Below are 26,626 nucleotides of genomic sequence, written 5' to 3'. Positions count from 1 at the left end.
ATCGCCTTCCCAGTGCCGACCACTCATCCGGGGGGTCGGCGGTACCCTTCGGCCGCATCCCCTGAGCGCTTCGGGGAACGCCCACCTAGTGTGGGACACGCACGACCCAGACGAAGGGACGACTCGCGATGACGGACGCGCAGCAGGGCAGGCCGGAACCGGATGGCCCGTCATACTCCACCGAGGGCAGGACCTTGGACAAGGGCAGCACCGGCGTGTCCGGTCGCAAGGCCCTCGGTGATCCGGCCACGCGCGGCCGCACCACCATCGCCGACGGCGTGGTGGAGAAGATCGCCGGCCTCGCCGCGCGCGATGTCGTCGGGGTGCACGCGATGGGCACCGGTCTGTCCCGTACCTTCGGTGCGGTGCGCGACCGGGTGCCCGGCGGCAGGACCTCGGTGAGCCGCGGCGTCAAGGCCGAGGTCGGCGAGGTGCAGACGGCGCTCGACCTGGACATCGTCGTCGAGTACGGCGTCTCGATCGTCGAAGTCGCGCGCGCGGTGCGGGAGAACGTGATCGCCGCGGTGGAGCGGATGACCGGTCTCGAAGTGGTCGAGGTCAATGTCGCCGTCGGCGATGTGAAACTCCCCGACGAAGAGGACGAGGACGACCGTGAGTCGCGGGTCCAGTAGCCGGACACCCGACTGCCGGGCGCGGAACCTCAAGGGGACGGAGAGCGCGGAATGAGCATGGCGGTGATCGGACTGGCCGTCGGAATGGCGCTCGGCTTCGCCGGGTATTTCGGCGGTTTCGGGGCTTTTCTGCTGGTGGCGGCGCTCGGTGCGATCGGTTTCGTGGTGGGCAAGTTCATCGACGGCGACATCGAACCGGGGGAGTTCTTCCGGCCGCGCGACCGTGACCGCGACCGTGACCGCGACCGCGACCGGCGGCGCTGATGGCGGCAGCCGTCCCGGGGCAACTGCCGCCCGCCGAGCGGGGTTCGCTGCGGATCGCCGACCGGGTGATCGCCAAGATCGCCTCCCAGGCGGCCGGTGAGGTGCTCTCCGGCGCGCCGGGCGCCGACCTGGTGCCGCGGGAGGCCGCCGCCCATGCCACGGTGTCGGTGCGCAAGAACACCGCCCGGCTGCGGCTCGCCCTGGAGCTCGGCTACCCCGCGGACCTCGGTGCGGTGAGCGCGTCGGTACGCCGCCATGTCGCGGTCCGGGTCGAGGAACTGACGGGCATGCAGGTCCCCGAGGTGGCCGTCGAGATCGAGCGGCTGCACTCGGCGACCGCCCGCCGCAAGGACGAGGGGAGGGTGCGGTGAGCCACCCCGGCCCGCCGGCCGGCCCCGAGCCGGAGCGCGGCGACTCCGCCACCCGGGACACCGCGGTGGACATCCGCGAGCAGGTGACCGCCGGCGGCCTCCGCCGCGCACCCGCCCAGGACGAGGCGAACGCGGTCGGTGTCAGGCGGTTCTGGTCAGCGCGCCGGGTGCCCTCGGCGATCACCGCCGCGGTGGTGGTCGGCCTGTCCGGGCTCTTCCTCTACGACGTGTCGTCGGTGCGCGCCGACCGGAAGGCGATGAGCTGGCGCAAGAGCCTCGCCCGCCAGCTGGCCACCCGGCATCTGGACGACACCTGGGTCATCCTCGGCGCCTCGGTGTGCGCGGTGCTCGGGCTGTGGCTGCTGGTGCTGGCCGTCACCCCCGGTGAGCGCGGGGTGCTGCCGATGGCGCGCCGCGGACCGTCGGGTGTCCGCGCCGGGCTCGACCGGCACGCCGCCGAACTGGTCCTGCGCGACCGGGCGATGGAGGTCTCCGGCATCCGCTGGGCGCGGGTCGCGGTCGGCCGCCGCCACATCAGGGTCCGCGCCACCTCGCACTTCCGCGAACTGACCGACGTACGGCGGGACCTGACCGATGCGCTGGACCAGGCGGTCCGTCAGCTCGGCCTCGCCAAGCCACCCCGCCTGCGCGTGTCCGTCCAGCGCGCCGACAAGAACGCGTGAGGAGAAGCCCGATGCGGCGCACCGCGGTCAACCGGATCCTGCTCGCTCTCATCGGCCTGGTGCTGCTCGCGCTGGGCGTCGCGGTGCTGATCGGCAGCCTCGACCTGCAGCGGCACTGGGACTTCACGCTGCCCTCCTCGTGGCCGTTCGACGGGCCCAAGGACGTGCTGCTCAGCGACCATGACCGGACCCGCTACCGCTCGGACGACTGGTGGTGGCCGGTGGTCATCGCGGCGCTCGCGGTGATCTTCGTGATCGGCCTGTGGTGGCTGCTGGCCCAGGCCCGCACCCGGCGGCTGCGCCAGCTGCGGATCGACAGCGGCGACGGCCAGGGCGCACTGGTCCGCGGCCGGGCCCTGGAAAGCGTGCTCACCGTGGAGTCCGAGGCCTACGAGGGCGTGGAATGGGCCGGCGCGGCCCTCGTCGCCCGGCACGGCGCACCCCAGGCCCGGCTGGTGCTGGGCCTGGCCCCCCACGCCACCCCCGTCGACGTCGTGGCCGGCCTGGACGCGGCGGTACTCGCCCACGCCCGCTCCTCGGCCCGCCTCGACGAACTCCCCACCGAAGCAAGGCTGCGAGCCGTCCGCCACCGCGCCCGCCGGGTCAGCTGAAAGCTCTTCCGCCCTCTCCTGGTCCCCGGCCTCCTGCCCGGGTCACTCCGCCGGGAGGCGGATGGGGGAGTCGGAGAGGGCCAGCGCCGTGTTGACCAGACCGATGTGGCTGAACGCCTGGGGGAAGTTCCCCAGTTGGCGGCCCGCGACCGGGTCCCACTCCTCGGCGAGCAGCCCCACGTCGTTGCGGACCGCCAGCAGCCGTTCGAAGAGCTCCACCGCCTCGTCCCGGCGGCCGGTGGCGTGCAGGGCGTCCGCGAGCCAGAACGAGCAGGCCAGGAAGGCGCCTTCACCGCCCGGCAGGCCGTCCACGTTGTCCGCCTCGGGTGTGTAGCGGCGGACGAAGCCGTTGTGGTCCAGCTCGCGGCGGACCGCCTCGACGGTGCCCAGCACCCGGCGGTCGGTCGGCGGCAGGAAGCCCACCTGCGGGATCAGCAGCGTCGCCGCGTCCAGCTGGGTGGAGCCGTACGCCTGGGTGAAGGTGTTGCGGACCGGGTCGTACCCCTTCTCGCAGACCTCGGCGTGCACCTGGGCGCGCATGGACCGCCACCGGTCCACGTCGCCCTTGAGTCTGGGGTTGGCCTCCAGGGTGCGCACCGCCCGGTCCGCGGCGACCCATGCCATCACCTTGGAGTGCACGAAGTGCCGCCGCCCGCCGCGCACCTCCCACAGCCCCTCGTCCGGCTCGCGCCACTTGGACTCCAGGAAGTCCATCAGGGTCCGCTGCAGGCTCCAGGCGTGCGACTCGTGCTCCAGGCCGCGCTCCCTGGCCAGGAAGAGCGAGTCCAGCACCTCGCCGTAGACGTCCAGCTGGAGCTGGCCGGCCGCCGCGTTGCCGATCCGGACCGGCGCGGAGCCCTCGTACCCCTTGAGCCAGGGCACCTCGTACTCGGGCAGCCGCCGCTCGCCGGCGATGCCGTACATGATCTGCAGGTCCGCGGGGTCGCCGGCCACCGCCCGCAGCAGCCAGTCGCGCCAGGCGTTGGCCTCCTCCAGGAAGCCGCCGGAGATCAGCGCGTTGAGGGTGAGGGCCGCGTCGCGCAGCCAGCAGTAGCGGTAGTCCCAGTTGCGGACCCCGCCGATTTCCTCGGGCAGCGAGGTGGTCGCGGCGGCCGCGATGCCGCCGCTGGGCGCGTAGGTGAGCGCCTTGAGGGTGATCATCGAGCGCACCACCGCGGGGCGCCAGGGCCCCTCGTAGGCGCACTGGGCGGACCAGGCGTCCCAGTCCGCCAGGCTCTGGTCGAGCGCGGCGTACGGGTCCACCCGCCGGGGCCGCTTCTCGTGCGAGGGGTGCCAGGTGAGTATGAAGGCCAGGCGCTCCCCGGCCGTGACGGTGAAGTCCGCGTAGGTGCGCATGCCCCGGCCGTACATCGGCACCCCCGGGTCGCTGCGCAGCCACACCGAGTCCGGCCCGGCGACGGCCACCCGGTGACCGTCGACCCGGCGCATCCAGGGCACCACGTTGCCGTAGTCGAAGCGCAGCGCCAGCTCGCCGCGCATGGCGACCTCGCCGGTCAGCCCCTCCACGATCCGGATCACGTCGGGCGCGCGGTCGCGCTGCGGCATGAAGTCGGTGACCTTGACGGTGCCGGTCGGGGTCTCCCAGAAGGTGTCGAGGACCAGGGTGTCGCCCCGGTAGGTACGGCTGTCGCAGCGGTCGGCGTCACGCGGGGCGAGCCGCCAGCGGCCGTTGTCCGAGTCGCCGAGCAGGGCCGCGAAGCAGGCGGCCGAGTCGAAGCGGGGCAGGCAGAGCCAGTCGATGGAGCCGTCAAGGCCCACCAGCGCGGCCGTCTGCAGGTCGCCGATGAGCGCGTAGTCCTCGATGGGTCCTGGCACGTTCCGCCTCGCCGCCTTCTTCTGTTTCTGGTGTCCGGGTGTTCCGGTGTTCCGGTGTCCTGAGGTCCGCGAGGCGCCCGCCGTGGGCGGCCCAGCGCTCCAGCGTGCCCGCCGGCCGGTCAGACCGCCAGAGCCGCGCCGTTGTGCGGGCGGTGCGGCGGGTCGCCGCCGTCACCGCGCTGCCCGGCGCGTTCCGCCAGGATCTCCGCGCGCCGGCGGCGCACCAGCACCACCCAGCCCACCGGGACCATGGCGGCGAAGAGCCACCACTGGACCGCGTAGGCCAGGTGCGGGCCGATGCCGCTGTGGTCCGGTTCCGGGATCAGTTCGGGCTGCGGGCCCTTGGCGCCCGGTGTGGTCCCGACCAACTCCAGGTAGCCGCCGAGCAGTTCGCCCGGCACTTGCTGCTTGGCCGCCTCGGCGCCGCTGATCAGCTGAATCTGACGGGCCGGCAGGCCGTGCTTGTTGCGGATACCGGTGGCCTTGCTGGTCTCGTCCGGCCGCAGCCGGCCGGTCACGGTGACCTCGCCGGCCGGCGGCCCGGGGATCTCCGGGAAGGCGGTGAGATCGTCGCCGGGCGCGATCCAGCCCCGGTTGACCAGCACCGTCCGGCCGTTCGCCAGCGTCAGCGGGGTGATCACGTGGTACCCGATCCGGTTCCCGTCGGCGTCGGTACGCTGCCGGGCGACGACCTCGTGCGCGGTGTCGAAACGCCCGGTGGCGGTCACGGTGCGGTAGAGGTCCTGTCGCGGCACGGTGGCCCCCGGCCCGGTCACCGACTCCACCGGGGCGGGGGCGGTCCGCAGGCTCGCCGCGATGATCTTGTTGTTGGCCACCCGGTGGTCGTGCCGGTGCAGCTGCCAGAAACCCAGCTCGGCCATCGCGGGGATCATCACCAGCCCGAGCAGGGTGAGGAACACCCACTGCCGGGACAACAAGAAGCGGTACACCCCCCGACCGTACCGCCCGCCCGTCCACCGCCCGCCTCCGGCCTGCCCGGCCGGGCACCGGCGCCGGGTGTCAGCCGTGGACCCCGGAGGCGGGCAGGACCGCCTTGAGGAGCTCGGCGAACTGCCGCTCGTCGATGACCGGGGTGCCGAACTCCCGTGCCTTGGCGGCCTTGGTGGTGAAGGAGTCCGGGTCGTTGGTGACCAGCAGGCTGGTGAGCCGGCTCACCGAGGAGGCGACGTGCAGCCCGGCGTCGGTCGCGCGGTCCTCCAGCAGCTCGCGGTCTATTCCGGTGTCACCGGAGAAGGCCACCCGCATGCCCTGGACCAGCGGCCCGCCGGGGACCAGCCGGCCCGGGTTGGGGTACGGACAGGGCGGGCGCTTGCGGGCCGGCCGCCAGGTGCGGTAGCCGGAACCGTGGATGCGGCCGTGGCGGGGCTCGGGGACCTGGGCGGCCGGGGACGCGCCGGATGCCGGGGACGCCGGGGTCTCAGTCCATTCGGTGAGCGGGCGGCAGGCGTGCAGGGGCAGCGGCAGCTCCGCCGCCGCGGCCAGGTGCAGGCTCGGCCGGAACGCCTCGGCCAGCACGCGCGCGTCGTCCAGCGCGTGGTGGGCGCGCCGCTGCACCACGCCGTAGTGCGCGGCCAGCGACTCCAGCTTGTGGTTGGCCAGCGGCAGCCGCAGCTCCTTGGCCAGCACGATCGTGCACAGCCGGTGCTCGACCGGCGCGGTGGACCGGGCGCGGGCGTACTCCCGGGCCAGCATCGACCAGTCGAAGACCGCGTTGTGCGCCACCAGGACCCGCCCGGCGAGCCGCTCGGCCAGCTCCCCGGCGATCTCCGGGAAGAGCGGCGCGTCGGCGAGCATCGCGCCGGTCAGCCCGTGGATCCACACCGGGCCCGGGTCGCGCTGCGGGTTGACCGGGGAGTACCAGTGGTCCTGGACCTCACCGCGGGCGTCCAGCCGGTAGACGGCCGCGGACACTATCCGGTCGTCCCGGCCGAGCCCGGTGGTCTCCACGTCGACCACGGCATAACCCTCGGGGTAGCCCGCGGGCCACGGCGTCGGGTGCGAGGGCCCGGTCAGATTGTCCAGCATGGTCACCGAGGATAAGCGCCGCCACCGACAGCATCGACCGCGGCACCGCCCCGACCGTGTTCCGCGTCCGCCGGATCCGCCGGGCGCCTGCCGCGAGTTGGCACCAGAACGCCGCCTTACCCGTCGGTAACAGGGGCGGGCGCACCGCGCCCGAGCCGCTGATCAGGCTCTGAGCGCGGTGCGCCGCGGGTGACCGCGGGCCGGAAGCGGTGGCGGTTACCTGGTCACCGCGTCCAGCGCGTCCACGATGCCGGCGCCGTAGAAGCTGTTGAGCCGCTTCGGCCCGGTGCAGGTGGCGTCCTGCACACCGTTGCCGTCCGGGTCGTACAGGCCGGTGGGGCAGCCGGGGTTGTCCGCCTCGGCCTTGAGCAGCGCCTGGAGCACCCGCGGGCTGGCGGCCGGGTGCCTGCTCTTGATCAGCGCGGCCACCGCGACGACATGCGGGGTGGCCATCGAGGTGCCCTGCAGGTAGCCGTAGGCGTTGCCCGGCAGGGTGGACAGGATGCGGCCGTTGCCGGACGGGGTGTCCGGGATCTGGAAGGCGTCGCCGCCGGGCGCGGCCACGTCGATCACGCCGAGGCCGTAACTGGAGTAGTACGACTTGAGGTTCTGCACGCCGGTCGCGGAGACCGTGACGACGCCGGGGAGTTGGGTCGGCAGGTCCCAGCAGACGTGCGGGTCGACGGTCCGGGTGACCGGGGTGCTGTCGTCCGGGCTTGAGGTGTCGGTCAGGGCGTGCGAGCCGAGGTCGTCGTCGCTGTTGCCGGCCGCGGCGACGCTGAGCACGCCCTTGCGGGCGGAGTAGTCGGCGGCGCGCTTGACCGCGTCCACGATGGCCCGCTGGTCGGGGTCATTGGGGCAGTTGTAGAGCCAAGGGTCGATGTAGTAGCTGTTGTTGGTGACCGCGATGCCGTGGTCGGCGGCGAACACGAAGGCGCAGACGACGCTTTCGGGGTAGAACAGCGCGGTGCCGGGCTCGCTCACCTTGATCGCGGCGATCTTCACGTTCGGCGCGACACCGGCCACGCCGACGCCGTTGCGGGCGGCGGCGATCTCTCCGGCGACATGCGTGCCGTGGTAGTCCTCCGCCGGGTCCCAGGGCCGCCAGGCGCCCGGCGAGGTGTCGGCGACACCGCCGACGCAGTTCGCGGACTGCCCGGCCGAGAAGTTGGCGGCGAGGTCCTGGTGGGTGTCGTCCACGCCGGTGTCGATGATGCCGACGGTCACCCTGCGGCTGCCGGGGTTCACCGCGGCGGCCTTGTCGGCGCGGATGGCCCGCAGGTCCCACTGATCGGCCTCCAGCGGCTCCTGCCCGGGTCCGGCGTGCGCGCCCGCCCGCGCGGCCTGGACCGCGGTCAGCGGTTCGGGGGCGCCGATTTCACCGGTGGCCGTCGGGGCGATGGCGGCGGTCCTGGTGGCGCCCGCGCTCTGCACCCCGCGCACCCGCCGGATGGTGCCGGCGAAACCGGGATCGGACGCGTGGACGACGATCACGCCGATGCGGTCGTAGGCGATCACCACCTGCCCGCCGGCCCGGCCGATCGCGCGCTCCACCGAACGCAGCGTGCCGGGCCGGGAGTCGGTGTTGACCACGTACGACAGCAGCGGTCCTTGCGGGGCGGCGTGCGCCGCGCCGGGTGTCCGGGCCGACGCGGTGCCGGGCAGGACGGCGAGGGTGACGGTCAGCGCCAGGCCGGCGGCAGCCGCGAGCAGTCGCCGGCGCGGTGGGGGGAGCGGAGCCATGGGATCTCCATTCGTCCGGAGTCCTCGTCCGGCGGCGGGGTTGCCTTGGGACGGGTACATGACGAGCGAAGCTAGCGGCCGGCCGCCCCGCGCAGCAGGGGAGTGGCCGAAAAACCACGGAATCCCCTCAGCGGCGGCGGTGGTTCAGCCATCGCGGTGGCCGGATCGCAGCGCCGCGATGCTCAGCAGCGGCAGCCGGACCCGGTCCGGGTGCCAGTGGCCGAGGGCGGCGCGCGGGGCGGTGGCGGGACACGGGAGCGGAAGCGGCCCCGCGGGCAGCGTGATGCTCCCGAAGGGCCTGCGGGCCGGGAGGTGGGGCCCGGACGGCGGCGGGGGCGGTGAGGTGTTCACGGCGGTCTTCCTCGGTGCGGCGCGATGGCGGCCTGGTGCGCTGTTCAACGAAGCGACCGGGCCGTGGTGTCGCCCGGGCGCCCCGGATGCCGCGTCCGGGCGCTGCTGTCGCCGCCTCAGTTTTCAACTCCCGCCCCCTGTTGCACGACATTGCCTTTCCTTTACGATTCGGCATCCGCGCTGATGTGACGGACATCACGTCACGCCCGCCCCTGGGGAGGACTTGTGGCAACACCACCGGAACCGGCCGGCTACTCGGCAGTGGAGGGCAGCGCGGAGTTCCGCGAACTGCGCCGCTCCTACCGGGTGTTCGCGTTCCCGGTCACCGTCGGCTTCATCAGCTGGTACCTGCTCTACGTACTGCTGTCGAGCTTCGCCGACGACTTCATGTCCACCAAGCTCGTCGGTCACCTGAACGTGGCGTTCTTCCTGGGCATCGCCCAGTTCGTCACCACCTTCCTGATCGCCTGGCTCTACGCCCGGTACGCCGACCGGCGGCTCGACCCGCTGGCCGGGGTGCTCAAGTCCCGGCTCGAGGGCGGCGGCCCGCCTGACCAGCCGCAGGTCCCGCCCGCCCGGGAGGGCTCGGCGCCGCCGCAGGACCCGCAAGGACCGACCACCACGGCGACTTCGGAGGAGACGGCATGAGCGGGCACGGCATCACCCTCGCCGCCGGGGCCGGCGACCACCGCGCGCTGATCATCACCCTCTTCTCGGTGTTCGTCGCGATCACCCTGGCGATCACCGTCTGGGCCGGCCGGCAGACCAAGGACGCCACCGACTTCTACGCCGGCGGCCGTACCTTCACCGGACTGCAGAACGGCCTGGCGATCTCCGGCGACTACATGTCCGCCGCGTCCTTCCTCGGCATCGCCGGATCCATCGCGCTGGCCGGCTACGACGGCTTCCTGTACTCGATCGGCTTCCTGGTCGCCTGGCTGGTGGCACTGCTGCTGGTCGCCGAACCGCTGCGCAACTCCGGCCGCTTCACCATGGCTGACGTCCTGGCCTACCGGCTGCGGCAGCGCCCGGTGCGGACCGCGGCCGGCGCCTCCACCATCGTGGTGTCGATCTTCTACCTGCTGGCCCAGATGGTCGGCGCGGGCGCGCTGGTCACCCTGCTGCTCGGCGTGCACGGCGACGGCGCCAAGAAGCTGGTCGTCGCGCTGGTCGGCGTGGTGATGGTGCTCTACGTGACCATCGGCGGCATGAAGGGCACCACCTGGGTGCAGATCGTCAAGGCGGTGATGCTGATCCTCGGCACCCTGCTGATCACCGTCCTGGTGCTCAACAAGTTCCACTGGAACCCGTCCAGCCTGCTCGGCGCCGCCGCCGACCGCAGCGGCAAGGGCTCGTCCTTCCTGGAACCCGGGCTGAAGTACGGCATCGACACCACCAGCAAGATCAACTTCATCTCGCTGGGCCTCGCCCTGGTGCTCGGCACCGCCGGACTGCCGCACATCCTGGTCCGCTTCTACACCGTGCCCACCGCCAAGGTAGCCAGGAAATCGGTGAACTGGGCGATCGGCATCATCGGCGCCTTCTATCTGATGACCATCGCGCTCGGCTTCGGCGCCGCCGCCCTGGTCGGCCGGGACGCCATCGTGGCCAGCGACGCGGCCGGCAACACCGCGGCCCCGCTGCTCGCCGAGAACGTCGGCGGCGGCGCCGGCACCACCGGCGGCGCGATCCTGCTCGCGGTGATCTCCGCGGTCGCCTTCGCCACCATTCTCGCGGTGGTGGCCGGCCTCACCCTGGCGTCCTCGGCCTCCTTCGCGCACGACCTGTGGGCCAACGTCATCAAACGCGGCAAGGTGACCGAGAAGGGCGAGGTGGCCACCGCCAAGATCGCCGCGGTGGTGATCGGCGCGGTCTCCATCGTGCTCGGCATGTACGCCACCAAGCTCAACGCCGCCGCACTGGTCGCCCTGGCCTTCGCGGTGGCCGCCTCGGCCAACCTGCCGACCATCCTCTACAGCCTCTACTGGAAACGCTTCACCACCAGCGGCGCCACCTGGTCGATCTACGGCGGGCTGGTCTCCGCCCTGGTGCTGGTGATCTTCTCGCCGGTGGTCTCTGGCGCCGACGACGCGCTCTTCGCCGGCAGCGACTTCCACTGGTTCCCGCTCACCAACCCCGGCATCATCTCCATCCCGCTCGGTTTCCTGCTCGGCTGGCTGGGTACGGTGCTCGGCCGCGAGCAGCCGGACGCCGAGAAGTACAAGGAACTCGAAGTGCGGTCGCTGACGGGCGCCGGCGCGCACTGACGCTCCCACCAGCGGATTCAACAAACTGTTGCCATCGGGGTCCAGCGCGTACGCCGCCGCGGTACGCGCTGGACCCGCGCTCTTTCGCCGCCGGGTCATACGCTGGTGGGGTTACGGCGCGCCACAGGCGCCCGAAGAGAGGCGGTGCCCGTGCTCATCGACACCTACGGCAGGGTGGCGACGGATCTGCGCGTCTCGCTCACCGACCGGTGCAATCTGCGCTGCACCTACTGCATGCCGGAAGAGGGCCTGCAGTGGCTCGCCAAGCCGGAGTTGCTCACCGACGACGAGATCGTCCGGATGGTACGGATCGCGGTCACCGAACTGGGTGTCACCGATGTGCGCTTCACCGGCGGCGAACCGCTGCTGCGGCCCGGCCTGACCGGCATCATCCAGGCCTGCGCCGCCCTCGGACCACGGCCCAGGATGTCACTGACCACCAACGGCATCGGCCTGCGCCGTACCGCTTCCGCGCTGCGCGAGGCGGGGCTGGACCGGGTCAATGTCTCGCTTGACACCCTGCGCCCCGAGGTCTTCCACACCCTGACCCGGCGCGACCGCCACCACGACGTGCTGGCCGGCTTGGAAGCGGCGACCGCGGCGGGCATGGCCCCGGTGAAGGTCAACACCGTGCTGATGCGCGGGCTCAACGACGACGAGGCCCCCGAACTGCTCTCCTGGGCGCTCGACCACGGCTACGAACTGCGCTTCATCGAGCAGATGCCGCTCGACGCCCAGCACGGCTGGCAGCGCACCGACATGGTCACCGCCGACGAGATCCTGACCGCGCTCGGCAGCCGCTTCCGGCTCACCCCGGAAGGCGAGTCGGTCCGCGGCTCCGCGCCCGCCGAGCGGTGGCTGGTGGACGGCGGCCCCGGCCGGGTCGGCGTGATCGGCTCGGTCACCCGGCCCTTCTGCCGGGCCTGCGACCGCACCCGGCTGACCGCCGACGGGCAGGTCCGCAACTGCCTCTTCGCCCGCGAGGAGTCCGACCTGCGCACCGCGCTGCGCTCCGGCGCCTCCGACGCGGAGATGGCCGCGCTCTGGAAGGCCGCGATGTGGGGCAAGAAGGCGGGCTCGGGTCTGGACGACCCGGCGTTCCTGCAGCCCGAGCGGCCGATGTCAGCGATCGGCGGCTGACTCACCGGCGGGGTCGCCGCTCGGGTCACTGGCGGGGTCGCCGGTCAGGGCGCCTGCTGCGTCGCCGTTCGGGTCGCCGGCCGCCGCGGCCCGGTCCCATTCCTCCAGCGTCACCACGTCCTTGAGGAACCCCCGCATGCCCAGGAACTGGGCCAGATGTTCGCGGTGTTCGTCGCACGCCAGCCAGGTCTTGCGCCGCTCGGGCGTGTGCAGTTTGGGGTTGTTCCACGCCAGCACCCACACCGCGGGGGCGCGGCAGTCCTTGGCCGAGCAGATCGGCTTCTCGTCGCTCACAGGGCCCAGTAAACAGGGCCGGAGGGGCCGCACGGCGGTCGGGTGAACATGGCGACGCCGGGCAGCCACGGGGGGAGCCGCCCGGCGTCGGTCCGTCGCTCCGACGGGGGATGCGGAGCGCGTACGAAGTATGTCACGCGCTCAGCCCGGCGTGGAGAGGAATCCGTACGATTGATCTGAGCATTTCTTGAGGTTCCGGCTCCACTTTCACAGGTCCAGACCGCAGGGTCCTGGGGACCTGCCGGGATCACACGGCGTCGGGTCCTTCGGCCGCCTCCGTGGCTGATTCAGCGCCCGATTCGGCGCCTGATTCAGCGGCCGGTTCGGCGGCCCGCCGGGTGCCCGGCTCGGTCGTCCGGCCGGCGCCCGTCGCACCGCCTGACGCGCCCTCTGACGCACCGCCCGACGCGCTGCCCGGCGTACCGTCCTGCGCCGCGAACGGGTCGGTGCCGCGGTCCGCCGAGGACTCCACCTTGGTCGCCTCCAGCGCCGGCCGCACCGGCTGCGGGATGTAGGCGGTCCTGGGGGCGATCGGGGTGTTCTCCCGGCCCGCGTTGGCGAAGACCACGGCCACGTACGGCAGCAGCACACCCAGTACCAGGGTCCCCCAGGCCAGCGGCCGCTCGACGTTCCACAGCACCACGGTCAGGATCACCGAGAGGGTGCGGATCGACATCGAGATCACATAGCGGCGCTGCCGGCCGCGTACATCCTCGGTGAGTCCGGTACGCGCCCCCGAGATCTGATAGACCCCCGGGCCGCCCTTCTTCGCCATGCCGCTCCACCGCCCGCTCGCCTCGGCCGGACCGCACTCGGCACCGGTCAGGCAACACCGTACGCCGGGATGCGCCCCGGCAGCAGAGCGGGGCGGCGGCCTTTCGCCCGGCCGGCGGACGGCCGCGGCCGACATGCGGGGCGGACCGGCCGGACGCAGACTGGCGAAACCATAACCGGACGAGTCCGTTCCGACGGGTTCCGAGGAGGCGAGTGAGATGGGTTGGCTGTGGGCGATCATCGTCGGCCTGGTGCTCGGTCTGATCGCCAAGGCGATCATTCCCGGGAAGCAGGCGCTGCCGCTGTGGCTCACCGTGATCTGCGGTATGGGCGGCGCCGCGCTCGGCAATGGCGCCTCCACCTGGATCGGCGTCAACGACACCAAGGGTTTCGACTGGACCCGCCACGCCCTGCAGCTCATTGGCGCGATCCTGCTGGTGGCACTCGGCGACGCCCTGTGGGCGGCGTTCAAGGGCCGCGACCGGACCGCCGCCCCGCGCTGATCAGCCGGTCAGGACCGTTCAGCCGGTCAGGACCGTTCAGCCGCCCGGTCGGTCCAGCCGCCCGGTCGGTTCAGCCGGATATCCGCCGCAGCCGCTCCGGCGGCACCGCGTCCGTCAGCCATACGCCATTGGCGCTGACCCGGAACTCGTGACCGGCCGCGGCCAGCGCGGCGGCGTCCACCGCCAGCACCACCGGCCGGCCGTGCCGCGCCCCGACCCGCACGGCCGTCTCCGCGTCCGCCGACAAATGCACGTCCTGCCGTGACATCGGTTTCAGGCCCTCGCGCATGATCGCCCCGACCGAGGCCGCCGCGGTGCCGTGGAAGAGGACGTCCGGCGGGACGGCGGCGGCCAGTCCCAGCCGTACCTCCACCGAGTGGCCCTGACTGGCCCTGATCCGCCGGCCGTCCGGCGAGTAGGCGAACCGCTTCTTGTTGTTCGTCGCCACCACATGGTCCAGCTCGGCCCGTGAGAAGCGACGGCCCCGGGTGGCGCACGCGGCGATCAGCTCGTCCACGTCCACCCAGCCGGCCTCGTCGAGCACGATGCCCACCGCCTCCGGCCGGTGCCGCAGCACCATCGACAGGAACCGCGACACCCTGACCGTCCGCTTCTCGTCCACCGCTGTCAGACCCCCTGACTGACCGAACTCATGTTGAAGTCCGGGATCCGCAGCGCCGGCATGGCGGCCCGGGTGAAGTAGTCGCTCCACTCGCGCGGCAGCGTCCGCTCGGTGCGGCCCGCCTCGGTGGCCCGGCCGAGCAGGTCGACCGGCGACTCGTTGAACCGGAAGTTGTTCACCTCGGCAGTCACCTCGCCGTTCTCCACCAGATAGACACCGTCACGGGTGAGGCCGGTGAGCAGCAGCGTGGCCGGATCGACCTCGCGGATGTACCACAGGCAGGTCAGCAGCAGACCCCGCTCGGTGCCGGCCACCATCTCCTCCAGCGACCGCTCGCCGCCGCCGTCCAGGATCAGGTTGTCCGTCTCCGGGGCCACCGGCACCCCGGTCAGCGCGGCGACGTGCCGCGTGCCGAGCAGCCGGTTGAGGGTGCCGTCCCGCACCCAGTCGACCGGGCCGATCGGCAGCCCGTTGTCGAAGACCGAGGAGTCGTCGCCGGAGGCGTGCGCGATCACGAACGGCGCGGATTCCAGGCCGGGTTCGGCCGGGTCGCTGCGCAGCGTCAGCGGCAGCGCGGCCAGCTTCTCGCCGATCCGGGTGCCACCGCCCGGCTTGCTGAAGACGGTGCGGCCCTCGGCGGCGGACCGGGCGTTGGCCGACCACAGCTGGTAGATCATCAGGTCCGCGACCGCGGTGGGCGGCAGCAGCGTCTCGTACCGCCCGGCGGGCTGTTCCACCCGGCGGGCCGCCCAGGACAGCCGCCTGGCCAGATCGGCGTCGAGTGCCAGCGGGTCCACGTCGGTGAAGTCCCGGGTGGCAGCGCCGGCCCAGGCCGACTTCGTCCGGTCCGGGGACTTCGCGTTGAGCTCCAGGGTGCCGGTGGGCTGGTCGTGCCGCAGCCGCAGCCCGGTGGAGGTGCCCAGATACGTCGAGGTCACCGTGTGGTGGGCGAAGCCGTACAGCTCCCGGTCGCCGGCCCGTGCGAGGGCGAACGCCTCGCCGAGCGCCGGGGCGAAGGAGGCGAAGACCTCGGACGTCGTCTCGGCGGGGGCGTCGGTGAAGCCCGCCGACCGGGGCACCCCGGTGACCAGCGGCTGGGCGTCCTCGGCGGGACCGGCCTCCCGGGCCGCCGCCTCGGCAGCCCGCACCAGCGGTTCGAGTTCGTCCGCGGTCACCGCGGAGCGCGACACCAGGCCGGTGGCGGTGCCCTGCCCGCCGTCCACGGTGGCGATCACGGTGAGCGTCCGGCCGCGGGAGACGCCGTTGGTGGTCAGCGAGTTCGCCGCCCAGCGGAGATTGGCACTGGACTCCTCGTCGGCGATCACCACGCAGCCGTCCGTCCGGGACAGCTCCAGGGCCCGCTCGACGATCTCGTGCGGCTTCGTCGTGATGCTCATCGCCCCGCCTCCTGGGTGGTGTTGAGTACGTTGACGTCCCGGAAGAGCGCCGACGGGCTGCCGTGGCTGACCGCGGCGACCTGGCCTGGCTGGGCCTTGCCGCAGTTGAACGCGCCACCGAGCACATAGGTCTGCGGGCCGCCGACCGCCTCCATCGAGCCCCAGAAGTCGGTGGTGGTCGCCTGGTAGGCGACGTCTTTGAGCTGGCCGGCCAGTTTGCCGCCCTCGATCCGGAAGAACCGCTGCCCGGTGAACTGGAAGTTGTACCGCTGCATGTCGATGGACCAGGAGCGGTCGCCGACCACGTAGATCCCCCGGTCGACGCCGGCGATCAGCTCCTCGGTCGAAGGGCCGTCCGGATCCGGCTGGAGCGAGACGTTCGCCATCCGCTGGACGGGTACATGGGCGGGGGAGTCGGCGAAGGCGCAGCCGTTGGACCGCTCGAAGCCGGTGAGCCGGGCGATCCGCCGGTCCAGCTGATAACCGACCAGGACGCCCTCCTTGACCAGGTCCCACGACTGGGCGGCGACACCCTCGTCGTCGAAGCCGATGGTGGACAGGCCGTGTTCCGCGGTGCGGTCACCGGTCACGTTCATCCGCGGCGAGCCGTACTTCAGCGTGCCGAGCTGGTCGAAGGTGGCGAAGGAGGTGCCCGCGTACGCCGCTTCGTACCCCAGCGCGCGGTCCAGTTCGGTGGCGTGGCCGACCGACTCGTGGATGGTGAGCCAGAGGTTGGACGGGTCGATCACCAGGTCGTAACGGCCCGCCTCCACCGAGGGGGCGCGCATCTTCTCAGCCAGCAGCCCGGGGATCGCGGCGAGTTCGGCGTCCCAGTCCCAGCCGGTGCCGGTGGCGTATTCCCAGCCGCGGCCGGCCGGCGGGGCGAGGGTCCGCATCGAGGCGAAGTCGCCGCTGTCCGGGTCGACCGAGACGGCGGTCAACTGCGCCTGCAGCCTGACCCGCTGCTGGGTGGTGGTGGTCCCGGCGGTGTCGGCGTAGAACTTGTTCTCGCGGACCGTGAGCAGGTCGGCGTCGGCGTGCGAGACGCCGTCGGCGGCCAGCAGCCGGCTGCTCCAGTCGGCGAGCAGCGCGCTCTTCTCGGCGTCCGGCACGTCGAACGGATCGATCTCGTACGACGACACCCAGACCTGGTCGGGGTGCGCCGGCTCGTCGGCCAGCTCCACCCGCTCGGTGGACCCGGCCGCCGCGATCACCTTGGCGGAGAGCTTGGCCATCGCGACCGCCTGGCCGGCGACCCGCGCCGCGGCGTCCATCGTCAGATCCACTCCTGCGGCGAAGCCCCAGGCCCCGCCGTGCACCACCCGCACCGCATAGCCCAGTTCTGTGCTGTCCGAGCTGCCGGCGGGCCGGGCGTCCCGCAGCCGCAGCGAGGCGCTGCGCACCCGCTCCAGCCGGAAGTCCGCGTGCTCGGCGCCCAGCGCGCGCGCTCGCGCCAGCGCCGCGTCGGCGAGCGCCCGCAGCGGCAGCGCCAGAAATGACTGATCGACCTCATGAGGCACGACGGGGTTCCCCTTCGACCGTTCGACAGGTGTCCGACAGGTAACGGCAGTGAACCACGTCACCACCGCCCCCTGCTCGGCCATTTGCCGCCGCCTGTGGATAACTTCCGCGGCCGGCTCTTGGCTTGGTCCAGACCAATTAGTATGCTCATGACAACCGCCCTCCTTGTCCGCAGAGCACCACCTCAGGCACGACAGGAGCCCCCCACATGTCAGTACGCCGCAACACCGCCACCATCAGTGCGGTCGGCGCCACCGCACTGATCATCGGCGCCCTCACCCCCGGCCTGGCCGACGCCCACGGCGCGCTCAGCACCCCGGTCAGCCGGGTCTCCGGCTGCTACGCGGAAGGCCCGGAGAACCCCAAGTCCCAGGTCTGCAAGGACCTCGTCGCCGACAGCGGCACCCAGCCGCTGTACGACTGGAACGAGGTCAACATCGCCGACGCCAACGGACAGAGCCGCACGATCATCCCCGACGGCCACCTCTGCTCGGCCAACCGCGACAAGTACCGGGCGCTGGACTGGGCCCGTACCGACTGGCCCGCCACACCCGTCACCGCCGGGCAGCGGAGCATCAGCTTCCGGGTCACCGCCCCGCACCGGGGCACCATGACGCTCTACATCACCAAGCAGGGCTACGACCCGACCAAACCGCTGAAGTGGTCCGACCTCGACACGACGCCGATCGCGGCCTACGACACCGTCCCCTCGGCGCCCAGCGGCTACTACACCTTCAACGCCACCCTCCCGGCGCGCACCGGGCGGCAGTTGATCTACCAGGTGTGGCAGCGCAGTGACAGCCCCGAGGCCTTCTACGGCTGCGCGGATGTCGTCTTCGGCCAGACGGGTGCCGCGGCGCTCAAGGCCGCGCCCCAGGCGCCCACCGACGCCCAGATCGCCGCGGGCGAGTCGAGGTCCACCGTCAGCCACCACGGCCACGGCGGCACCGAGCCCATCGCGACCAGCGACGTCGCCACCGCCACGCCGAGCAGTGCGACGCTCCAAGCCGCCCTGTCCGCCAGCGCGGTGCTCGCCTCCGGCGCCCTGGGGCTGCTCTTCTGGAGCCGCCGCAGGGCAGGATCACGCGCCGGGAACTGAGCGGTCGCTGTAGGAACCCGACAGGCTGCCGCTGGTCAGCCTGTCGGGGCCGATTCCCCGGAACGCGGGCCGGACCGATAGCTTTCCCTGGACAGGCTGTCTAGTGGGAAGGGTGATCCGTTGAGCCGCTCGGTTCTCGTCACCGGAGGAAACCGGGGCATCGGCCTCGCCATCGCCCGGGCATTCGCCGAGGCGGGCGACAAGGTCGCCATCACCTACCGCTCCGGCCGGCCGCCGGCCGACCTCACCGACCTCGGTGTGCTCGCGGTCCGCTGCGACATCACAGAAACCGAGCAGGTCGAGCAGGCCTACAAGGAGATCGAAGCCGCGCACGGCAATGTCGAGGTGCTCGTCGCCAACGCCGGCGTCACCAAGGACCAGCTGCTGATGCGGATGACCGAGGACGACTTCACCTCCGTCCTCGACACCAACCTCACCGGGACCTTCCGGGTCGTCAAGCGCGCCAACCGCGGCATGCTGCGGGCCCGCAAGGGCCGGGTCGTGCTGATCTCCTCCGTCGTCGGGCTGCTGGGCCAGGCGGGCCAGGCCAACTACGCGGCCTCCAAGGCCGGTCTGGTCGGCTTCGCCCGCTCGCTCGCCCGTGAGCTGGGCTCGCGCAACATCACCTTCAACGTCGTGGCCCCGGGCTTCGTCGACACCGACATGACCCGGGCGCTCAGCGACGAGCAGCGCAGCGGCATCGTCGCCCAGGTGCCGCTCGGGCGCTACGCGCAGCCGGAGGAGATCGCCGCCGCCGTGCGCTTCCTCGCCTCCGACGACGCTTCGTACATCACTGGAGCCGTCATCCCCGTTGACGGCGGATTGGGCATGGGTCACTGATCACCATGAGCGGAATCCTCGACGGCAAGCGGGTCCTGATCACCGGTGTGCTGATGGAGTCCTCCATCGCCTTCCACACCGCCAGGCTGGCGCAGGAGCAGGGTGCCGAGATCATCCTGACCGCCTTCCCCCGGCCCACCCTCACCGAGCGGATCGCCAAGAAGCTGCCCAAGCCGGTCAAGGTGATCGAGCTGGACGTCACCAACGACGAGCACCTGAGCGGTCTGGAGAGCGTCGTCCGCGACGAGCTCGGCGGCCTCGACGGCGTCGTCCACTCGATCGGATTCGCGCCGCAGGACGCGCTCGGCGGCAACTTCCTCAACACGCCCTTCGAGTCCGTCGCCACCGCGATGCACGTGTCGGCGTACTCGCTGAAGTCCCTCACCATGGCGTGCCTGCCGCTGATGTCCGCGCCGGACAGCGCCACCGGCACCGGCGGCGGCTCGGTGGTCGGCCTCACCTTCGACGCGCAGTTCGCCTGGCCGCAGTACGACTGGATGGGCCCGGCCAAGGCCGCGCTGGAGGCCACCTCCCGCTACATCGCCCGCGACCTGGGCAAGCAGAACGTGCGCTGCAACCTCATCTCAGCCGGCCCGATCGGCTCGATGGCCGCCAAGTCCATCCCCGGCTTCGCGGAACTCGCCGACGTCTGGAACCACCGCTCCCCGCTGGAGTGGAACATGTCCGACCCCGAGCCGGCCGGCCGCGGTGTCGTCGCGCTGCTCTCGGACTGGTTCCCCAAGACCACCGGCGAGATCATCCACGTGGACGGCGGGCTCCACGCGGTGGGCGCCTGACACCGCACCCGGACCGCGACGCGGCACCCCGTACCCGAGTCGGTGCGGGGTGCCTTCGTGCGGGTGCCAGGGCGGTCAGGAGTTGGTGAAGCGGCAGTGGAAGGCGTGGTCGCGGGCCTCCGCGGCGGCGCGGTCCGGGTCGCCGGCCCGGATGGCGGCCACCAGCCGGGCGTGGTCGAGGTGGTCCTCCGGCCGCAGTTCGGTGCCGACGTCGGCCCGCAGGAAGTCCCGCAGCACCTGGCCGAGGTCGGCGTAGAGGGCGGCCAGCACCTCGTTGTGGGAGGTCGCGACCACCGCGAGGTGGAGGGTGGCGTCGGCCTCCACGAACGCTTCCGCGTCGCCCGAACGCCACGCCTCCTCCCGGCGCTCCAGCAGTGCGTCCAGGTGCCGCAGATCCGCCTCATCGCGGCGCTCGGCGGCCAGCGCCGCGGCGGTCGCCTCCAGCGAGCCGCGCAGCTCGGCGACGTGCAGCGGATCGGCGCCGGCGAACCGCTGCCCCATCACCCCGGCCAGCTCACTGGTCGCCAGCACATAGGTGCCCGAGCCCTGCCGGATGTCGAGCAGCCCGTTGTGGGCCAGCGCCCTGACCGCCTCCCGCACCGTGTTGCGGGCCACCCCCAGCCGCTCCACCAGTTCCGGTTCGGTGGGAATGCGCGAGCCCACCGGCCACGCCCCTGAGGCGATCTCGGCGCGCAGCCGGGCGATGACCTGATCGGCGAGCGCCGAGGCACGGGGGACGGGTCCGAGAGTCATCCCATGATTCTATGATGGTGTGATGCAAGAAGACGAATCAGTGACCCTCGACCGGACCCGCGTGCCCCGGGAGGCCGTTCCCGGCGCTCCTCCCGCACCGCGGAACACCCTGGCGCCCTGGGTACGCCGCCTCGTCGTCGCCGGGCTCCTGCTCGCGGCCGTCAACCTGCGCCCGGCCGTCACCAGCCTCGGGCCGCTGCTCAAGGAGGTCCGCGCCGGACTCGGTATGAGCGGCGCGATGGCAGGACTGCTCACCTCCGTCCCCGCGGCCTGCTTCGCCCTCTTCGGCTTCGCCGCGCCCCGGCTCGCCCGCCGCTACGGCCCCGGCGCGGTGATCTGCGCCGGCATGGCCGCCATCGCCGCCGGGCTGGGCTTGCGTCCCCTCGCCGGCGGCACCGCCGTCTTCCTGGCTGCCAGCGCGCTGGCCCTGGCCGGCATAGCCGTCTCCAACGTGCTGATGCCGGTGATCGTCAAGCGCTACTTCCCCGACCGGGTCGGCGCGGTCACCGGCCTGTACTCGATGGCGCTCTCGCTGGGCACCGCGGTGGCCGCCGCCGTCACCGTGCCGCTCACCGACGCGCTGGGCGGCAACTGGCGGCTCGGCCTGGCCGTGTGGGCGGCGCCGGCCGCCGTCGCGGTGCTGCCCTGGCTGCCGCTGGTACGGGACAGGTCGGCCGCGCCCCGGCCGCCGGCCGGCACTCCTGGTGTACGCGGCACCGCCCCGGCCACCGGGAACGGCGCACTCGGCGAACACAGCGCACGCAGCGAGCACCGCGGTGGCGGCGCTCTCGGCGAACACGGCGCGCACGGCCGGATCACCCGCAGCCGTACCGCCTGGATGCTCGGCGCCTTCTTCGGCCTGCAGGCCACCGGCGCCTACGTCACGATGGGCTGGATGCCGCAGATCTTCCGGGACGCCGGAGTCTCCGCGGACACGGCCGGCCTGCTGCTCGCCGTCACCATGGTGATCGCCGTGCCGCTCTCCTTCGTGCTGCCGGCGCTCGCCGCCCGGATGCGCTCGCAGGGCCCGATCGTCGTGGTGCTGGCCGGCTTCCAGGTGGCCGGCTTCGCCGGGCTGTGGGCCGCGCCCGCCGCCACCTCCTGGCTGCCCTGGCTGTGGGCGCTGCTGCTCGGCGTCGCCAACTGCGCCTTCCCGCTGGTGCTCACCATGATCGGGATGCGGTCCCGGTCCGGTGCCGGAGTGGTGCGGCTGTCGGCGTTCGCACAGAGCACCGGCTATCTGCTGTCGATCCCCGGGCCGATCCTGGTCGGCGTGCTCAACCAGGCGAGCGGCGGCTGGGGACTCCCGATGGCGCTGATGATCGCCCTGGTCGTGCCGCAGGTCTTCTGCGGGGTGTCGGCCGGGCGCAGGCGGCACATCGAGGACGAACTGTGACCCCGCCGCGGTCCGCCGTACCGCCGGTGCCAGACTGATCCCATGCCCGTACTCGAACCGAATCCCCCGCAGCCCCAGCGGCGCCTGCTGATGATCTTCGGGATGATGATGGCGGTGCCCGCGATCGTCGCGGTGGTCGCGATCTTCGCCTCCCGGATGGGCTGACCGCCCGGCCGCAGGACCGGACCCGGTCCTTCCCCCTGAGCGGGGGGTGGGGACAACCCCACCATCCCTAGGGGGCCAGGGTCAGGGTCAAGTGGGTGGACGACCGGATGGGGCCGCCCGCCCCGCCCCCGTAGCGTCGAACTGCACGCAGGAACAAGGCACTTCGACGGTCCAACCACGGAGGCGGTCACCGTGACCACGCAGTCCCCGCACCTCTGCGCCCGGCGCGGCGGTCCGGCCGCTCCCGGCCCGGAGAAGGCCGCCCGGGTGCAGACCCGGCTGCCGTGGTGGGCCATCGCCCTGCCCGCCGCCGCCTTCGCCACGCTGCTGGCGCTGCTCAGCGCCGGCCCGGCGGACGCGTCGGCCCTCCCGGCCGGGGACACCCTCACCCACCTCGCCACCGCACTCGGCGCCCTGCTGCAGCACCTGCTGTAACGACCCGAGCCCCGGACGCACCCCGGCCCGGCGGCCGGACCGGTCCTGGCTCGGCCCTCGCAGCGGCTGCGAACCGGCTGCGACCGACGCCGGTCGACCGTGGACCAGCTCCCGAACTGGCTGCGGACCGACCCTGGACCAGCCCCCCGACTGACGCCGGCCGTGCCCCGGACCAGCTCCCGGACCGGCTGCGGACCGACCCTGGACCAGCCTCTGGGCCGGCTCTGGACGCACCCGGGGCCGGGCCCCGGCCCGACCCCCGGACGCGCCCCGGCTCGGGCTCCGGCCCGGTCCCGGCCCGGGCTCCGGACCGGCTGCGGCGCTGGTCACAGCGCCCCCTGGCGGCGGTGAGTGGCCGGTGGTGGGGGCCAGCCCGCGCCTGGGCGCGGGTTTTCTGGAAAGCTGAGAGGCATGAGCGCCGATTCGCCCCGCACCCTCGTCCTGCTCCGGCACGCCAAGGCCGACTGGCCCTCGGTCCCGGACCATGAGCGGCCGCTGGCCGACCGCGGCCGGCTGGACGCCCCAGCCGCCGGCCGCCGCTTCCTCGACGACGGCATCACCTTCGACCTCGCCCTGTGCTCCACCGCCGCCCGCACCCGCGAGACGTGGAAGCTCGCCTCCCACGAACTGGACCACCGGCCCAGGACCGTCTACGAGGAGCGGCTCTACGAAGCGAGCCTCGGCGACCTGCTGGCACTGCTCAACGAGACCCCCGACGAGATCGGCTCGCTGCTGGTGGTCGGGCACAACCCCGGGATGCACGCGCTGGCCGACGCGCTGGCCGGCTCCGCCGAAGGGGACGCCAGGACCCGGCTGGACCAGATCGGCTTCCCCACCGCGGCCTTCGCGGTGCTCACCTTCGCGGGCTCCTGGAAGACCGTGGAGCACGGCGTGGGCACGTTGACGGGGTTCTGGACCCCGCACGAGGCGTAGCCGCGGCGCACCGCCGGGTCAGCCGGTGACCACACCGTCCAGCTCGTCGGCCGCCTCGATTTCCTCCCGGGTGATGCCCAGCAGATACAGCACCGTGTCGAGGAAAGGTACGTTCACGGCGGTGTCGGCCGCCTCACGGACGACGGGCTTGGCGTTGAAGGCGACGCCGAGCCCGGCCGCGTTGAGCATGTCCAGGTCGTTGGCACCGTCACCGACCGCGACGGTCTGGCTCAGCGGAACCCCGGCCTGCTCGGCGAAGCTGCGCAGCAGCCGGGCCTTGCCGGCGCGGTCCACGATCGGCCCGGTCACCCGGCCGGTCAGCCGGCCGTCCACCACCTCCAGGGTGTTGGCGGCGGCGAAGTCGAGGCCGAGCCGCTCCTTGAGGTCGTCGGTGACCTGGGTGAAGCCGCCGGAGACGATGCCCACCTGGTAGCCGAGCCGCTTGAGGGTCCGCACCAGGGTGCGGGCGCCCGGGGTCAGCCGCACCTGCGAGCGGACCTTCTCCACCACCGAGACGTCCAGGCCCGCGAGCAGGGCGACCCGGGCGTGCAGCGACTGCTCGAAGTCCAGCTCGCCGCGCATCGCGGCGGCTGTCACCTCGGCGACCTCCGCCTCGCAGCCGGCGTGCGCGGCGAAGAGTTCGATCACCTCGTCCTGGATCACGGTGGAGTCCACGTCCATCACGATCAGCCGCTGCGCCCGGCGCTGCAGTCCGGCCTGCACCACTGCGACGTCCACCCCGCGGACCGCCGCCTCCGGGGAGAGCGCCGAGCGCAGGGCCCCGGCGCTCGCACCGGACACCGCGAACTCCACGGCGGTGACCGGGTACTTGGCCAGCCGGAAGATCCGGTCGATGTTGCCGCCGGCGCCGGTGATCAGTGCGGTTATGGCGGCGGTGTCCTCGGCGGTGAGCGGGCTGCCCAGCACGGTGACGTGGCTGCGGCCCTCACCGCGCGGGCGGTTGTCGCCGATGCCCGAGATGATCTCGGCCTGCATCCGGGACGCCTCGGCCCAGCTGTGCACGGTCGCGCGCAGCTCGCCCTCCGCGCCGCGGGCGGCCGGCGCGGTGACCAGGGCGCAGAGCACCATCCGGCCCCGCGTCACGACCTGCTCGATGTCCACCACGTCCACACCGAACCCGGCGAGGGTGTGGAAGAGGCCGGCGGTGATGCCGGGGCGGTCCTTGCCGAAGATCTTGACCAGCAGGGTGGGGGTGCCGGCCGGCGGAACCTCGGCGGCGGGGCTGCTCTGCGGGGCGTCGTTCATGGTGTCTCCACGGTATCCGCCCCGTGGATCAGTCAGCCTCCCCGTCCCGCCTTGCGGACAGGGCCCCCGCGACCTGGGGTTCGTCAGGACACGGGCGGAGGCGGTGGCGGCCACTTGTCGGCGGCCGGGGGAGAAGGCGGCCGGCCGGGCGGGGGCGGGGCGAGGGCGGTGGGCTCGTCGGGCGACGGGGAGGCGTACGAGTTGTGCTCCTGCTCGGGGCGGTAGGCGGGGGAGGGGAGGTAGGGGCCCGGCTGGTAGGCCACCGCGGGATACGTACGGGCGGAGTCGTCCGTGGCGGCGGGCACCGCGGGGTACGTACGGGCGGGGTCGTCCGTGGCGGCGGGCACCGCGGGGTACGTACGGGCCGGGTCGTCCGCGGGGGCGGGCACCGGGGGCCGTTCAGGTGCCGGCGCCGCCAGGGCGGCGACCTGCCGGCCGGCCGACCCCGTCGCCAGGGCGAGCAGCGCGCCCACGGCGCCGGCCGCGGCTCCCCACGCCGCACCGAGCAGCACGGCCAGCCCCGCGTTCCCGTGCAGGTCGAGCCCCGCCCCCACCGCGTCGATCCCGAAGACCGACAGATTCGCGTTGACCTTGATCCCGGTCACCTGCACCAGCAGCGGCAGGGCCAGTGCCGTGACCACCCCGAGCCGCACCGCGCACGCGGCCACGTATCGCCCCCTGGGCTCCTCCAGCGGGGTGCGGGTGGCGGTCAGTGCCCCCGCGAGCAGCATCATCACCGCGATGGCCACCGGCAGCAGCCACACCCGCCCGTCGAGTCCGGCGAGGCCGCCCGGTGTGATCGTGGCGCCGTCGTGCCCGGCCAGGAACTTCGGCAGCGGATCGGGCAGGAAGGAGGCCAGCGGGCCGGAGACCGTCCCCTTCCACGGCACGAAGAGCCCGAGCGGGACCGCGAGCCACACCCCGTTGGGCGTCCCGAGCAGTGCCGCCCCCATGATCCGCCCCGGCTGGTCACCGGTCAGGGCCGCGTACACCGCCGCCGCGAAGCCGGCGAAGACCGCCACCAGCAGCACCAGCGTGAGCGCGGACGCCGCCGGCCGTACCACCCGGTGCACGGCGCGCCACTGGGCCGGCAGCGGCGTCCGGCGCGACGCGAGCAGCGCGATCACCAGCACGACCAGCACCCACACCGCCGCCCCGAGCAGGCTCCGCCCGGTCTCCACATGGAACTTTACCGATGTCTGGGTCTTGACGATGTCCTGCAGCCCGTCGGCGAGCCCGCCGCTGATCCTGCCGATCCCGGGCAGATTCCCCAGCAGGTCGTCGGTGGCGCCCTTCGGCGGCCCGACCGACCCCGCGTCGATCGCCACCGTGTCCTGCCCGGCCCACGCCAGGCCGCCGACCAGCGCCACGAAGAGCACCGCGGTCGCCGTGACCCGCGCGGCCAGTTCACCCGGCGGGACGACAACTCCCGCCCTGCGCAGGGACCGCAGGAACACCCAGGCCAGCAGCAGCGCCCCGACCAGGCCGACACCCAGCGGCGCGATGCCCAGCGCGGCCTGCGTCTGCGACCCGCTCAGCCCGAACGCCCCCACGTCCCCGGTCGGCCGCACCTTGCCGCCGATGGCCATCGCGACCACCGCCGCGGTCATCGGTCCCAGCGAACCCGACGCATCGGCGCCCAGCAGGTGAAGACCGAGCGCCGCGACGCCGATCATCCCCGCGAACGCCCAACTCACCGCGGCCAGTGCGCTCAACAGCACTCGCACCCACGGTGTGCGCCGTGCACTCATACCTGACCCCCCGAGGCCGTCGTCCCCCAACGCCCGCAACTGTCCCCAACTGTCGTGGTGCGCGGGGAGCGTCGTCAACGATCTGATGCCAAACCCGTACCGGAAGCGGTTTTCTGTTACGAGACCGGAGCCTGTG

The 26,626-nt window shown here is 72.8% G+C and carries 28 protein-coding genes and 1 pseudogene; 16 read left to right on the top strand and 13 right to left on the bottom strand.

Annotation, left to right across the window (positions count from 1 at the left end):
- Positions 1 to 128 precede the first annotated feature (128 nt).
- From OG552_RS07590 to amaP, 5 genes are read left to right on the top strand one after another with little or no spacing between them, the layout of a single operon-like run.
- Positions 129 to 632: an Asp23/Gls24 family envelope stress response protein gene (locus tag OG552_RS07590; protein WP_329130537.1), complete on the top strand. Its 504-nt coding sequence runs from the start codon at positions 129 to 131 to the stop codon at positions 630 to 632.
- A 51-nt stretch (positions 633 to 683) separates the two neighbouring features.
- Entirely contained in the window at positions 684 to 896 is a 213-nt protein-coding gene (locus OG552_RS07585; RefSeq protein ID WP_329130535.1) for a hypothetical protein, read from the top strand.
- A complete protein-coding gene (locus tag OG552_RS07580) occupies positions 896 to 1,267 on the top strand; it encodes an Asp23/Gls24 family envelope stress response protein (protein WP_329130533.1) in 372 nt (123 codons plus the stop codon). The genes OG552_RS07585 and OG552_RS07580 overlap by 1 nt, the downstream gene beginning before the upstream one ends.
- Positions 1,264 to 1,950 (top strand): DUF6286 domain-containing protein, encoded by a 687-nt coding sequence (locus OG552_RS07575; RefSeq protein WP_329130531.1) that lies wholly within the window; start codon positions 1,264 to 1,266, stop codon positions 1,948 to 1,950. The genes OG552_RS07580 and OG552_RS07575 overlap by 4 nt, the downstream gene beginning before the upstream one ends.
- Before the next feature lie 11 nt (positions 1,951 to 1,961).
- Positions 1,962 to 2,561, top strand: a complete 600-nt coding sequence (gene amaP, locus OG552_RS07570; RefSeq protein WP_329130530.1) for an alkaline shock response membrane anchor protein AmaP — start codon at positions 1,962 to 1,964, stop codon at positions 2,559 to 2,561.
- Positions 2,562 to 2,603: 42 nt separating this feature from the next.
- On the opposite strand, the gene OG552_RS07565 is transcribed toward amaP, so the two are convergent.
- The 5 genes from OG552_RS07565 to OG552_RS07545 all read right to left on the bottom strand — a co-directional run bounded on the left by OG552_RS07565 (position 2,604) and on the right by OG552_RS07545 (position 8,537).
- The gene (locus tag OG552_RS07565; RefSeq protein WP_329130528.1) at positions 2,604 to 4,397 is read right to left on the bottom strand and encodes a glycoside hydrolase family 15 protein; all 1,794 of its coding nucleotides are present in this window, start codon (positions 4,395 to 4,397) and stop codon (positions 2,604 to 2,606) included.
- 119 nt (positions 4,398 to 4,516) lie between these two features.
- On the bottom strand, positions 4,517 to 5,347 hold the full coding sequence (locus tag OG552_RS07560) for an SURF1 family cytochrome oxidase biogenesis protein (RefSeq protein WP_329130527.1): 831 nt from the start codon (positions 5,345 to 5,347) through the stop codon (positions 4,517 to 4,519).
- A gap of 70 nt (positions 5,348 to 5,417) precedes the next feature.
- A complete protein-coding gene (locus tag OG552_RS07555) occupies positions 5,418 to 6,443 on the bottom strand; it encodes a DEDDh family exonuclease (RefSeq protein ID WP_329130524.1) in 1,026 nt (341 codons plus the stop codon).
- A gap of 216 nt (positions 6,444 to 6,659) precedes the next feature.
- Positions 6,660 to 8,186 carry a S8 family serine peptidase gene (locus tag OG552_RS07550; RefSeq protein ID WP_329130522.1) on the bottom strand — a complete coding sequence of 509 codons (1,527 nt, stop codon included), beginning with the start codon at positions 8,184 to 8,186 and terminating at the stop codon, positions 6,660 to 6,662.
- A 144-nt stretch (positions 8,187 to 8,330) separates the two neighbouring features.
- Positions 8,331 to 8,537: a hypothetical protein gene (locus tag OG552_RS07545; protein ID WP_329130520.1), complete on the bottom strand. Its 207-nt coding sequence runs from the start codon at positions 8,535 to 8,537 to the stop codon at positions 8,331 to 8,333.
- A 225-nt stretch (positions 8,538 to 8,762) separates the two neighbouring features.
- On the opposite strand from OG552_RS07545, the pseudogene OG552_RS07540 reads away from it, so the two are divergent.
- From OG552_RS07540 to moaA, 3 genes and pseudogenes are all read left to right on the top strand, one after another.
- Positions 8,763 to 9,080, top strand: a pseudogene (locus tag OG552_RS07540) (DUF485 domain-containing protein); the annotation flags it as partial.
- 101 nt (positions 9,081 to 9,181) lie between these two features.
- The gene (locus OG552_RS07535) at positions 9,182 to 10,804 is read left to right on the top strand and encodes a solute symporter family protein (RefSeq protein WP_329130516.1); all 1,623 of its coding nucleotides are present in this window, start codon (positions 9,182 to 9,184) and stop codon (positions 10,802 to 10,804) included.
- Between the two features lie 150 nt (positions 10,805 to 10,954).
- Positions 10,955 to 11,944: a GTP 3',8-cyclase MoaA gene (gene moaA / locus OG552_RS07530; RefSeq protein WP_329140628.1), complete on the top strand. Its 990-nt coding sequence runs from the start codon at positions 10,955 to 10,957 to the stop codon at positions 11,942 to 11,944.
- On the opposite strand, the gene OG552_RS07525 is transcribed toward moaA, so the two are convergent.
- Together OG552_RS07525 and OG552_RS36400 are read right to left on the bottom strand one after the other, a co-directional pair.
- The gene (locus OG552_RS07525; protein ID WP_329130514.1) at positions 11,927 to 12,238 is read right to left on the bottom strand and encodes a hypothetical protein; all 312 of its coding nucleotides are present in this window, start codon (positions 12,236 to 12,238) and stop codon (positions 11,927 to 11,929) included. The two genes, moaA and OG552_RS07525, sit on opposite strands and share 18 nt — an antisense overlap.
- A gap of 247 nt (positions 12,239 to 12,485) precedes the next feature.
- Positions 12,486 to 13,013 (bottom strand): DUF3099 domain-containing protein, encoded by a 528-nt coding sequence (locus OG552_RS36400; RefSeq protein ID WP_443070885.1) that lies wholly within the window; start codon positions 13,011 to 13,013, stop codon positions 12,486 to 12,488.
- 217 nt (positions 13,014 to 13,230) lie between these two features.
- On the opposite strand from OG552_RS36400, the gene OG552_RS07515 reads away from it, so the two are divergent.
- Positions 13,231 to 13,515 carry a GlsB/YeaQ/YmgE family stress response membrane protein gene (locus tag OG552_RS07515; RefSeq protein WP_329130512.1) on the top strand — a complete coding sequence of 95 codons (285 nt, stop codon included), beginning with the start codon at positions 13,231 to 13,233 and terminating at the stop codon, positions 13,513 to 13,515.
- 70 nt (positions 13,516 to 13,585) lie between these two features.
- Here OG552_RS07515 and OG552_RS07510 read toward each other — a convergent pair whose 3' ends face one another.
- The 3 genes from OG552_RS07510 to OG552_RS07500 are packed head-to-tail and all read right to left on the bottom strand — an operon-like array spanning position 13,586 to position 17,054.
- Entirely contained in the window at positions 13,586 to 14,137 is a 552-nt protein-coding gene (locus OG552_RS07510; RefSeq protein ID WP_329130510.1) for an RNA 2'-phosphotransferase, read from the bottom strand.
- Positions 14,138 to 14,142: 5 nt separating this feature from the next.
- Positions 14,143 to 15,534 carry a metallopeptidase TldD-related protein gene (locus OG552_RS07505; protein WP_329130508.1) on the bottom strand — a complete coding sequence of 464 codons (1,392 nt, stop codon included), beginning with the start codon at positions 15,532 to 15,534 and terminating at the stop codon, positions 14,143 to 14,145.
- Positions 15,531 to 17,054 carry a TldD/PmbA family protein gene (locus OG552_RS07500; protein WP_329130506.1) on the bottom strand — a complete coding sequence of 508 codons (1,524 nt, stop codon included), beginning with the start codon at positions 17,052 to 17,054 and terminating at the stop codon, positions 15,531 to 15,533. The genes OG552_RS07505 and OG552_RS07500 overlap by 4 nt, the downstream gene beginning before the upstream one ends.
- Positions 17,055 to 17,263: 209 nt before the next feature.
- On the opposite strand from OG552_RS07500, the gene OG552_RS07495 reads away from it, so the two are divergent.
- The 3 genes from OG552_RS07495 (at position 17,264) to fabI (ending at position 19,791) form a co-directional block, all read left to right on the top strand.
- Positions 17,264 to 18,154, top strand: coding sequence for a lytic polysaccharide monooxygenase auxiliary activity family 9 protein (locus OG552_RS07495; protein WP_329130504.1), 891 nt, complete (start codon positions 17,264 to 17,266; stop codon positions 18,152 to 18,154).
- A 120-nt stretch (positions 18,155 to 18,274) separates the two neighbouring features.
- The gene (fabG, locus tag OG552_RS07490; protein WP_329130503.1) at positions 18,275 to 18,994 is read left to right on the top strand and encodes a 3-oxoacyl-[acyl-carrier-protein] reductase; all 720 of its coding nucleotides are present in this window, start codon (positions 18,275 to 18,277) and stop codon (positions 18,992 to 18,994) included.
- A 5-nt stretch (positions 18,995 to 18,999) separates the two neighbouring features.
- Positions 19,000 to 19,791, top strand: a complete 792-nt coding sequence (gene fabI, locus OG552_RS07485; protein ID WP_329130501.1) for an enoyl-ACP reductase FabI — start codon at positions 19,000 to 19,002, stop codon at positions 19,789 to 19,791.
- Positions 19,792 to 19,866: 75 nt separating this feature from the next.
- Here the strand turns inward: fabI and OG552_RS07480 are convergent, their stop codons facing one another.
- A complete protein-coding gene (locus OG552_RS07480; protein WP_329130498.1) occupies positions 19,867 to 20,544 on the bottom strand; it encodes a FadR/GntR family transcriptional regulator in 678 nt (225 codons plus the stop codon).
- A 22-nt stretch (positions 20,545 to 20,566) separates the two neighbouring features.
- Here OG552_RS07480 and OG552_RS07475 point away from each other — a divergent pair, with 22 nt between their 5' ends.
- From OG552_RS07475 to OG552_RS07460, 4 genes are all read left to right on the top strand, one after another.
- Positions 20,567 to 21,940, top strand: coding sequence for a CynX/NimT family MFS transporter (locus OG552_RS07475; RefSeq protein WP_329130496.1), 1,374 nt, complete (start codon positions 20,567 to 20,569; stop codon positions 21,938 to 21,940).
- Between the two features lie 42 nt (positions 21,941 to 21,982).
- Positions 21,983 to 22,105 (top strand): SGM_5486 family transporter-associated protein, encoded by a 123-nt coding sequence (locus tag OG552_RS07470; RefSeq protein ID WP_329130494.1) that lies wholly within the window; start codon positions 21,983 to 21,985, stop codon positions 22,103 to 22,105.
- A 192-nt stretch (positions 22,106 to 22,297) separates the two neighbouring features.
- Entirely contained in the window at positions 22,298 to 22,540 is a 243-nt protein-coding gene (locus tag OG552_RS07465) for a hypothetical protein (protein ID WP_329141383.1), read from the top strand.
- A gap of 411 nt (positions 22,541 to 22,951) precedes the next feature.
- A complete protein-coding gene (locus OG552_RS07460; RefSeq protein WP_329130493.1) occupies positions 22,952 to 23,473 on the top strand; it encodes a SixA phosphatase family protein in 522 nt (173 codons plus the stop codon).
- A gap of 18 nt (positions 23,474 to 23,491) precedes the next feature.
- Here OG552_RS07460 and serB read toward each other — a convergent pair whose 3' ends face one another.
- Positions 23,492 to 24,739, bottom strand: coding sequence for a phosphoserine phosphatase SerB (serB, locus tag OG552_RS07455; RefSeq protein ID WP_329130491.1), 1,248 nt, complete (start codon positions 24,737 to 24,739; stop codon positions 23,492 to 23,494).
- A gap of 83 nt (positions 24,740 to 24,822) precedes the next feature.
- Positions 24,823 to 26,460, bottom strand: coding sequence for a streptophobe family protein (locus OG552_RS07450; RefSeq protein WP_329130489.1), 1,638 nt, complete (start codon positions 26,458 to 26,460; stop codon positions 24,823 to 24,825).
- Positions 26,461 to 26,626 lie beyond the last annotated feature (166 nt).

The organism is Streptomyces sp. NBC_01476 (genome assembly GCF_036227265.1).
Classification (GTDB): Bacteria; Actinomycetota; Actinomycetes; order Streptomycetales; family Streptomycetaceae; genus Actinacidiphila.
Note: the sequence above shows the minus strand (reverse complement) of the source record. Positions and strands in the feature narration are given on the sequence as shown.

Excerpts from the sequence above, each read along its gene's own strand:
- OG552_RS36400 (WP_443070885.1), bottom strand. The coding sequence starts at position 13,013 with ATGGCGAAGAAGGGCGGCCCGGGGGTCTATCAGATCTCGGGGGCGCGT.
- amaP (WP_329130530.1), top strand. The coding sequence starts at position 1,962 with ATGCGGCGCACCGCGGTCAACCGGATCCTGCTCGCTCTCATCGGCCTG.
- OG552_RS07475 (WP_329130496.1), top strand. The coding sequence starts at position 20,567 with ATGCAAGAAGACGAATCAGTGACCCTCGACCGGACCCGCGTGCCCCGG.
- OG552_RS07505 (WP_329130508.1), bottom strand. The coding sequence starts at position 15,534 with ATGAGCATCACGACGAAGCCGCACGAGATCGTCGAGCGGGCCCTGGAG.
- OG552_RS07495 (WP_329130504.1), top strand. The coding sequence starts at position 17,264 with ATGTCAGTACGCCGCAACACCGCCACCATCAGTGCGGTCGGCGCCACC.
- OG552_RS07460 (WP_329130493.1), top strand. The coding sequence starts at position 22,952 with ATGAGCGCCGATTCGCCCCGCACCCTCGTCCTGCTCCGGCACGCCAAG.
- OG552_RS07480 (WP_329130498.1), bottom strand. The coding sequence starts at position 20,544 with ATGACTCTCGGACCCGTCCCCCGTGCCTCGGCGCTCGCCGATCAGGTC.
- OG552_RS07535 (WP_329130516.1), top strand. The coding sequence starts at position 9,182 with ATGAGCGGGCACGGCATCACCCTCGCCGCCGGGGCCGGCGACCACCGC.
- serB (WP_329130491.1), bottom strand. The coding sequence starts at position 24,739 with ATGAACGACGCCCCGCAGAGCAGCCCCGCCGCCGAGGTTCCGCCGGCC.
- OG552_RS07515 (WP_329130512.1), top strand. The coding sequence starts at position 13,231 with ATGGGTTGGCTGTGGGCGATCATCGTCGGCCTGGTGCTCGGTCTGATC.
- OG552_RS07580 (WP_329130533.1), top strand. The coding sequence starts at position 896 with ATGGCGGCAGCCGTCCCGGGGCAACTGCCGCCCGCCGAGCGGGGTTCG.
- OG552_RS07590 (WP_329130537.1), top strand. The coding sequence starts at position 129 with ATGACGGACGCGCAGCAGGGCAGGCCGGAACCGGATGGCCCGTCATAC.
- fabI (WP_329130501.1), top strand. The coding sequence starts at position 19,000 with ATGAGCGGAATCCTCGACGGCAAGCGGGTCCTGATCACCGGTGTGCTG.
- OG552_RS07555 (WP_329130524.1), bottom strand. The coding sequence starts at position 6,443 with ATGCTGGACAATCTGACCGGGCCCTCGCACCCGACGCCGTGGCCCGCG.
- OG552_RS07585 (WP_329130535.1), top strand. The coding sequence starts at position 684 with ATGAGCATGGCGGTGATCGGACTGGCCGTCGGAATGGCGCTCGGCTTC.
- OG552_RS07470 (WP_329130494.1), top strand. The coding sequence starts at position 21,983 with ATGCCCGTACTCGAACCGAATCCCCCGCAGCCCCAGCGGCGCCTGCTG.
- OG552_RS07550 (WP_329130522.1), bottom strand. The coding sequence starts at position 8,186 with ATGGCTCCGCTCCCCCCACCGCGCCGGCGACTGCTCGCGGCTGCCGCC.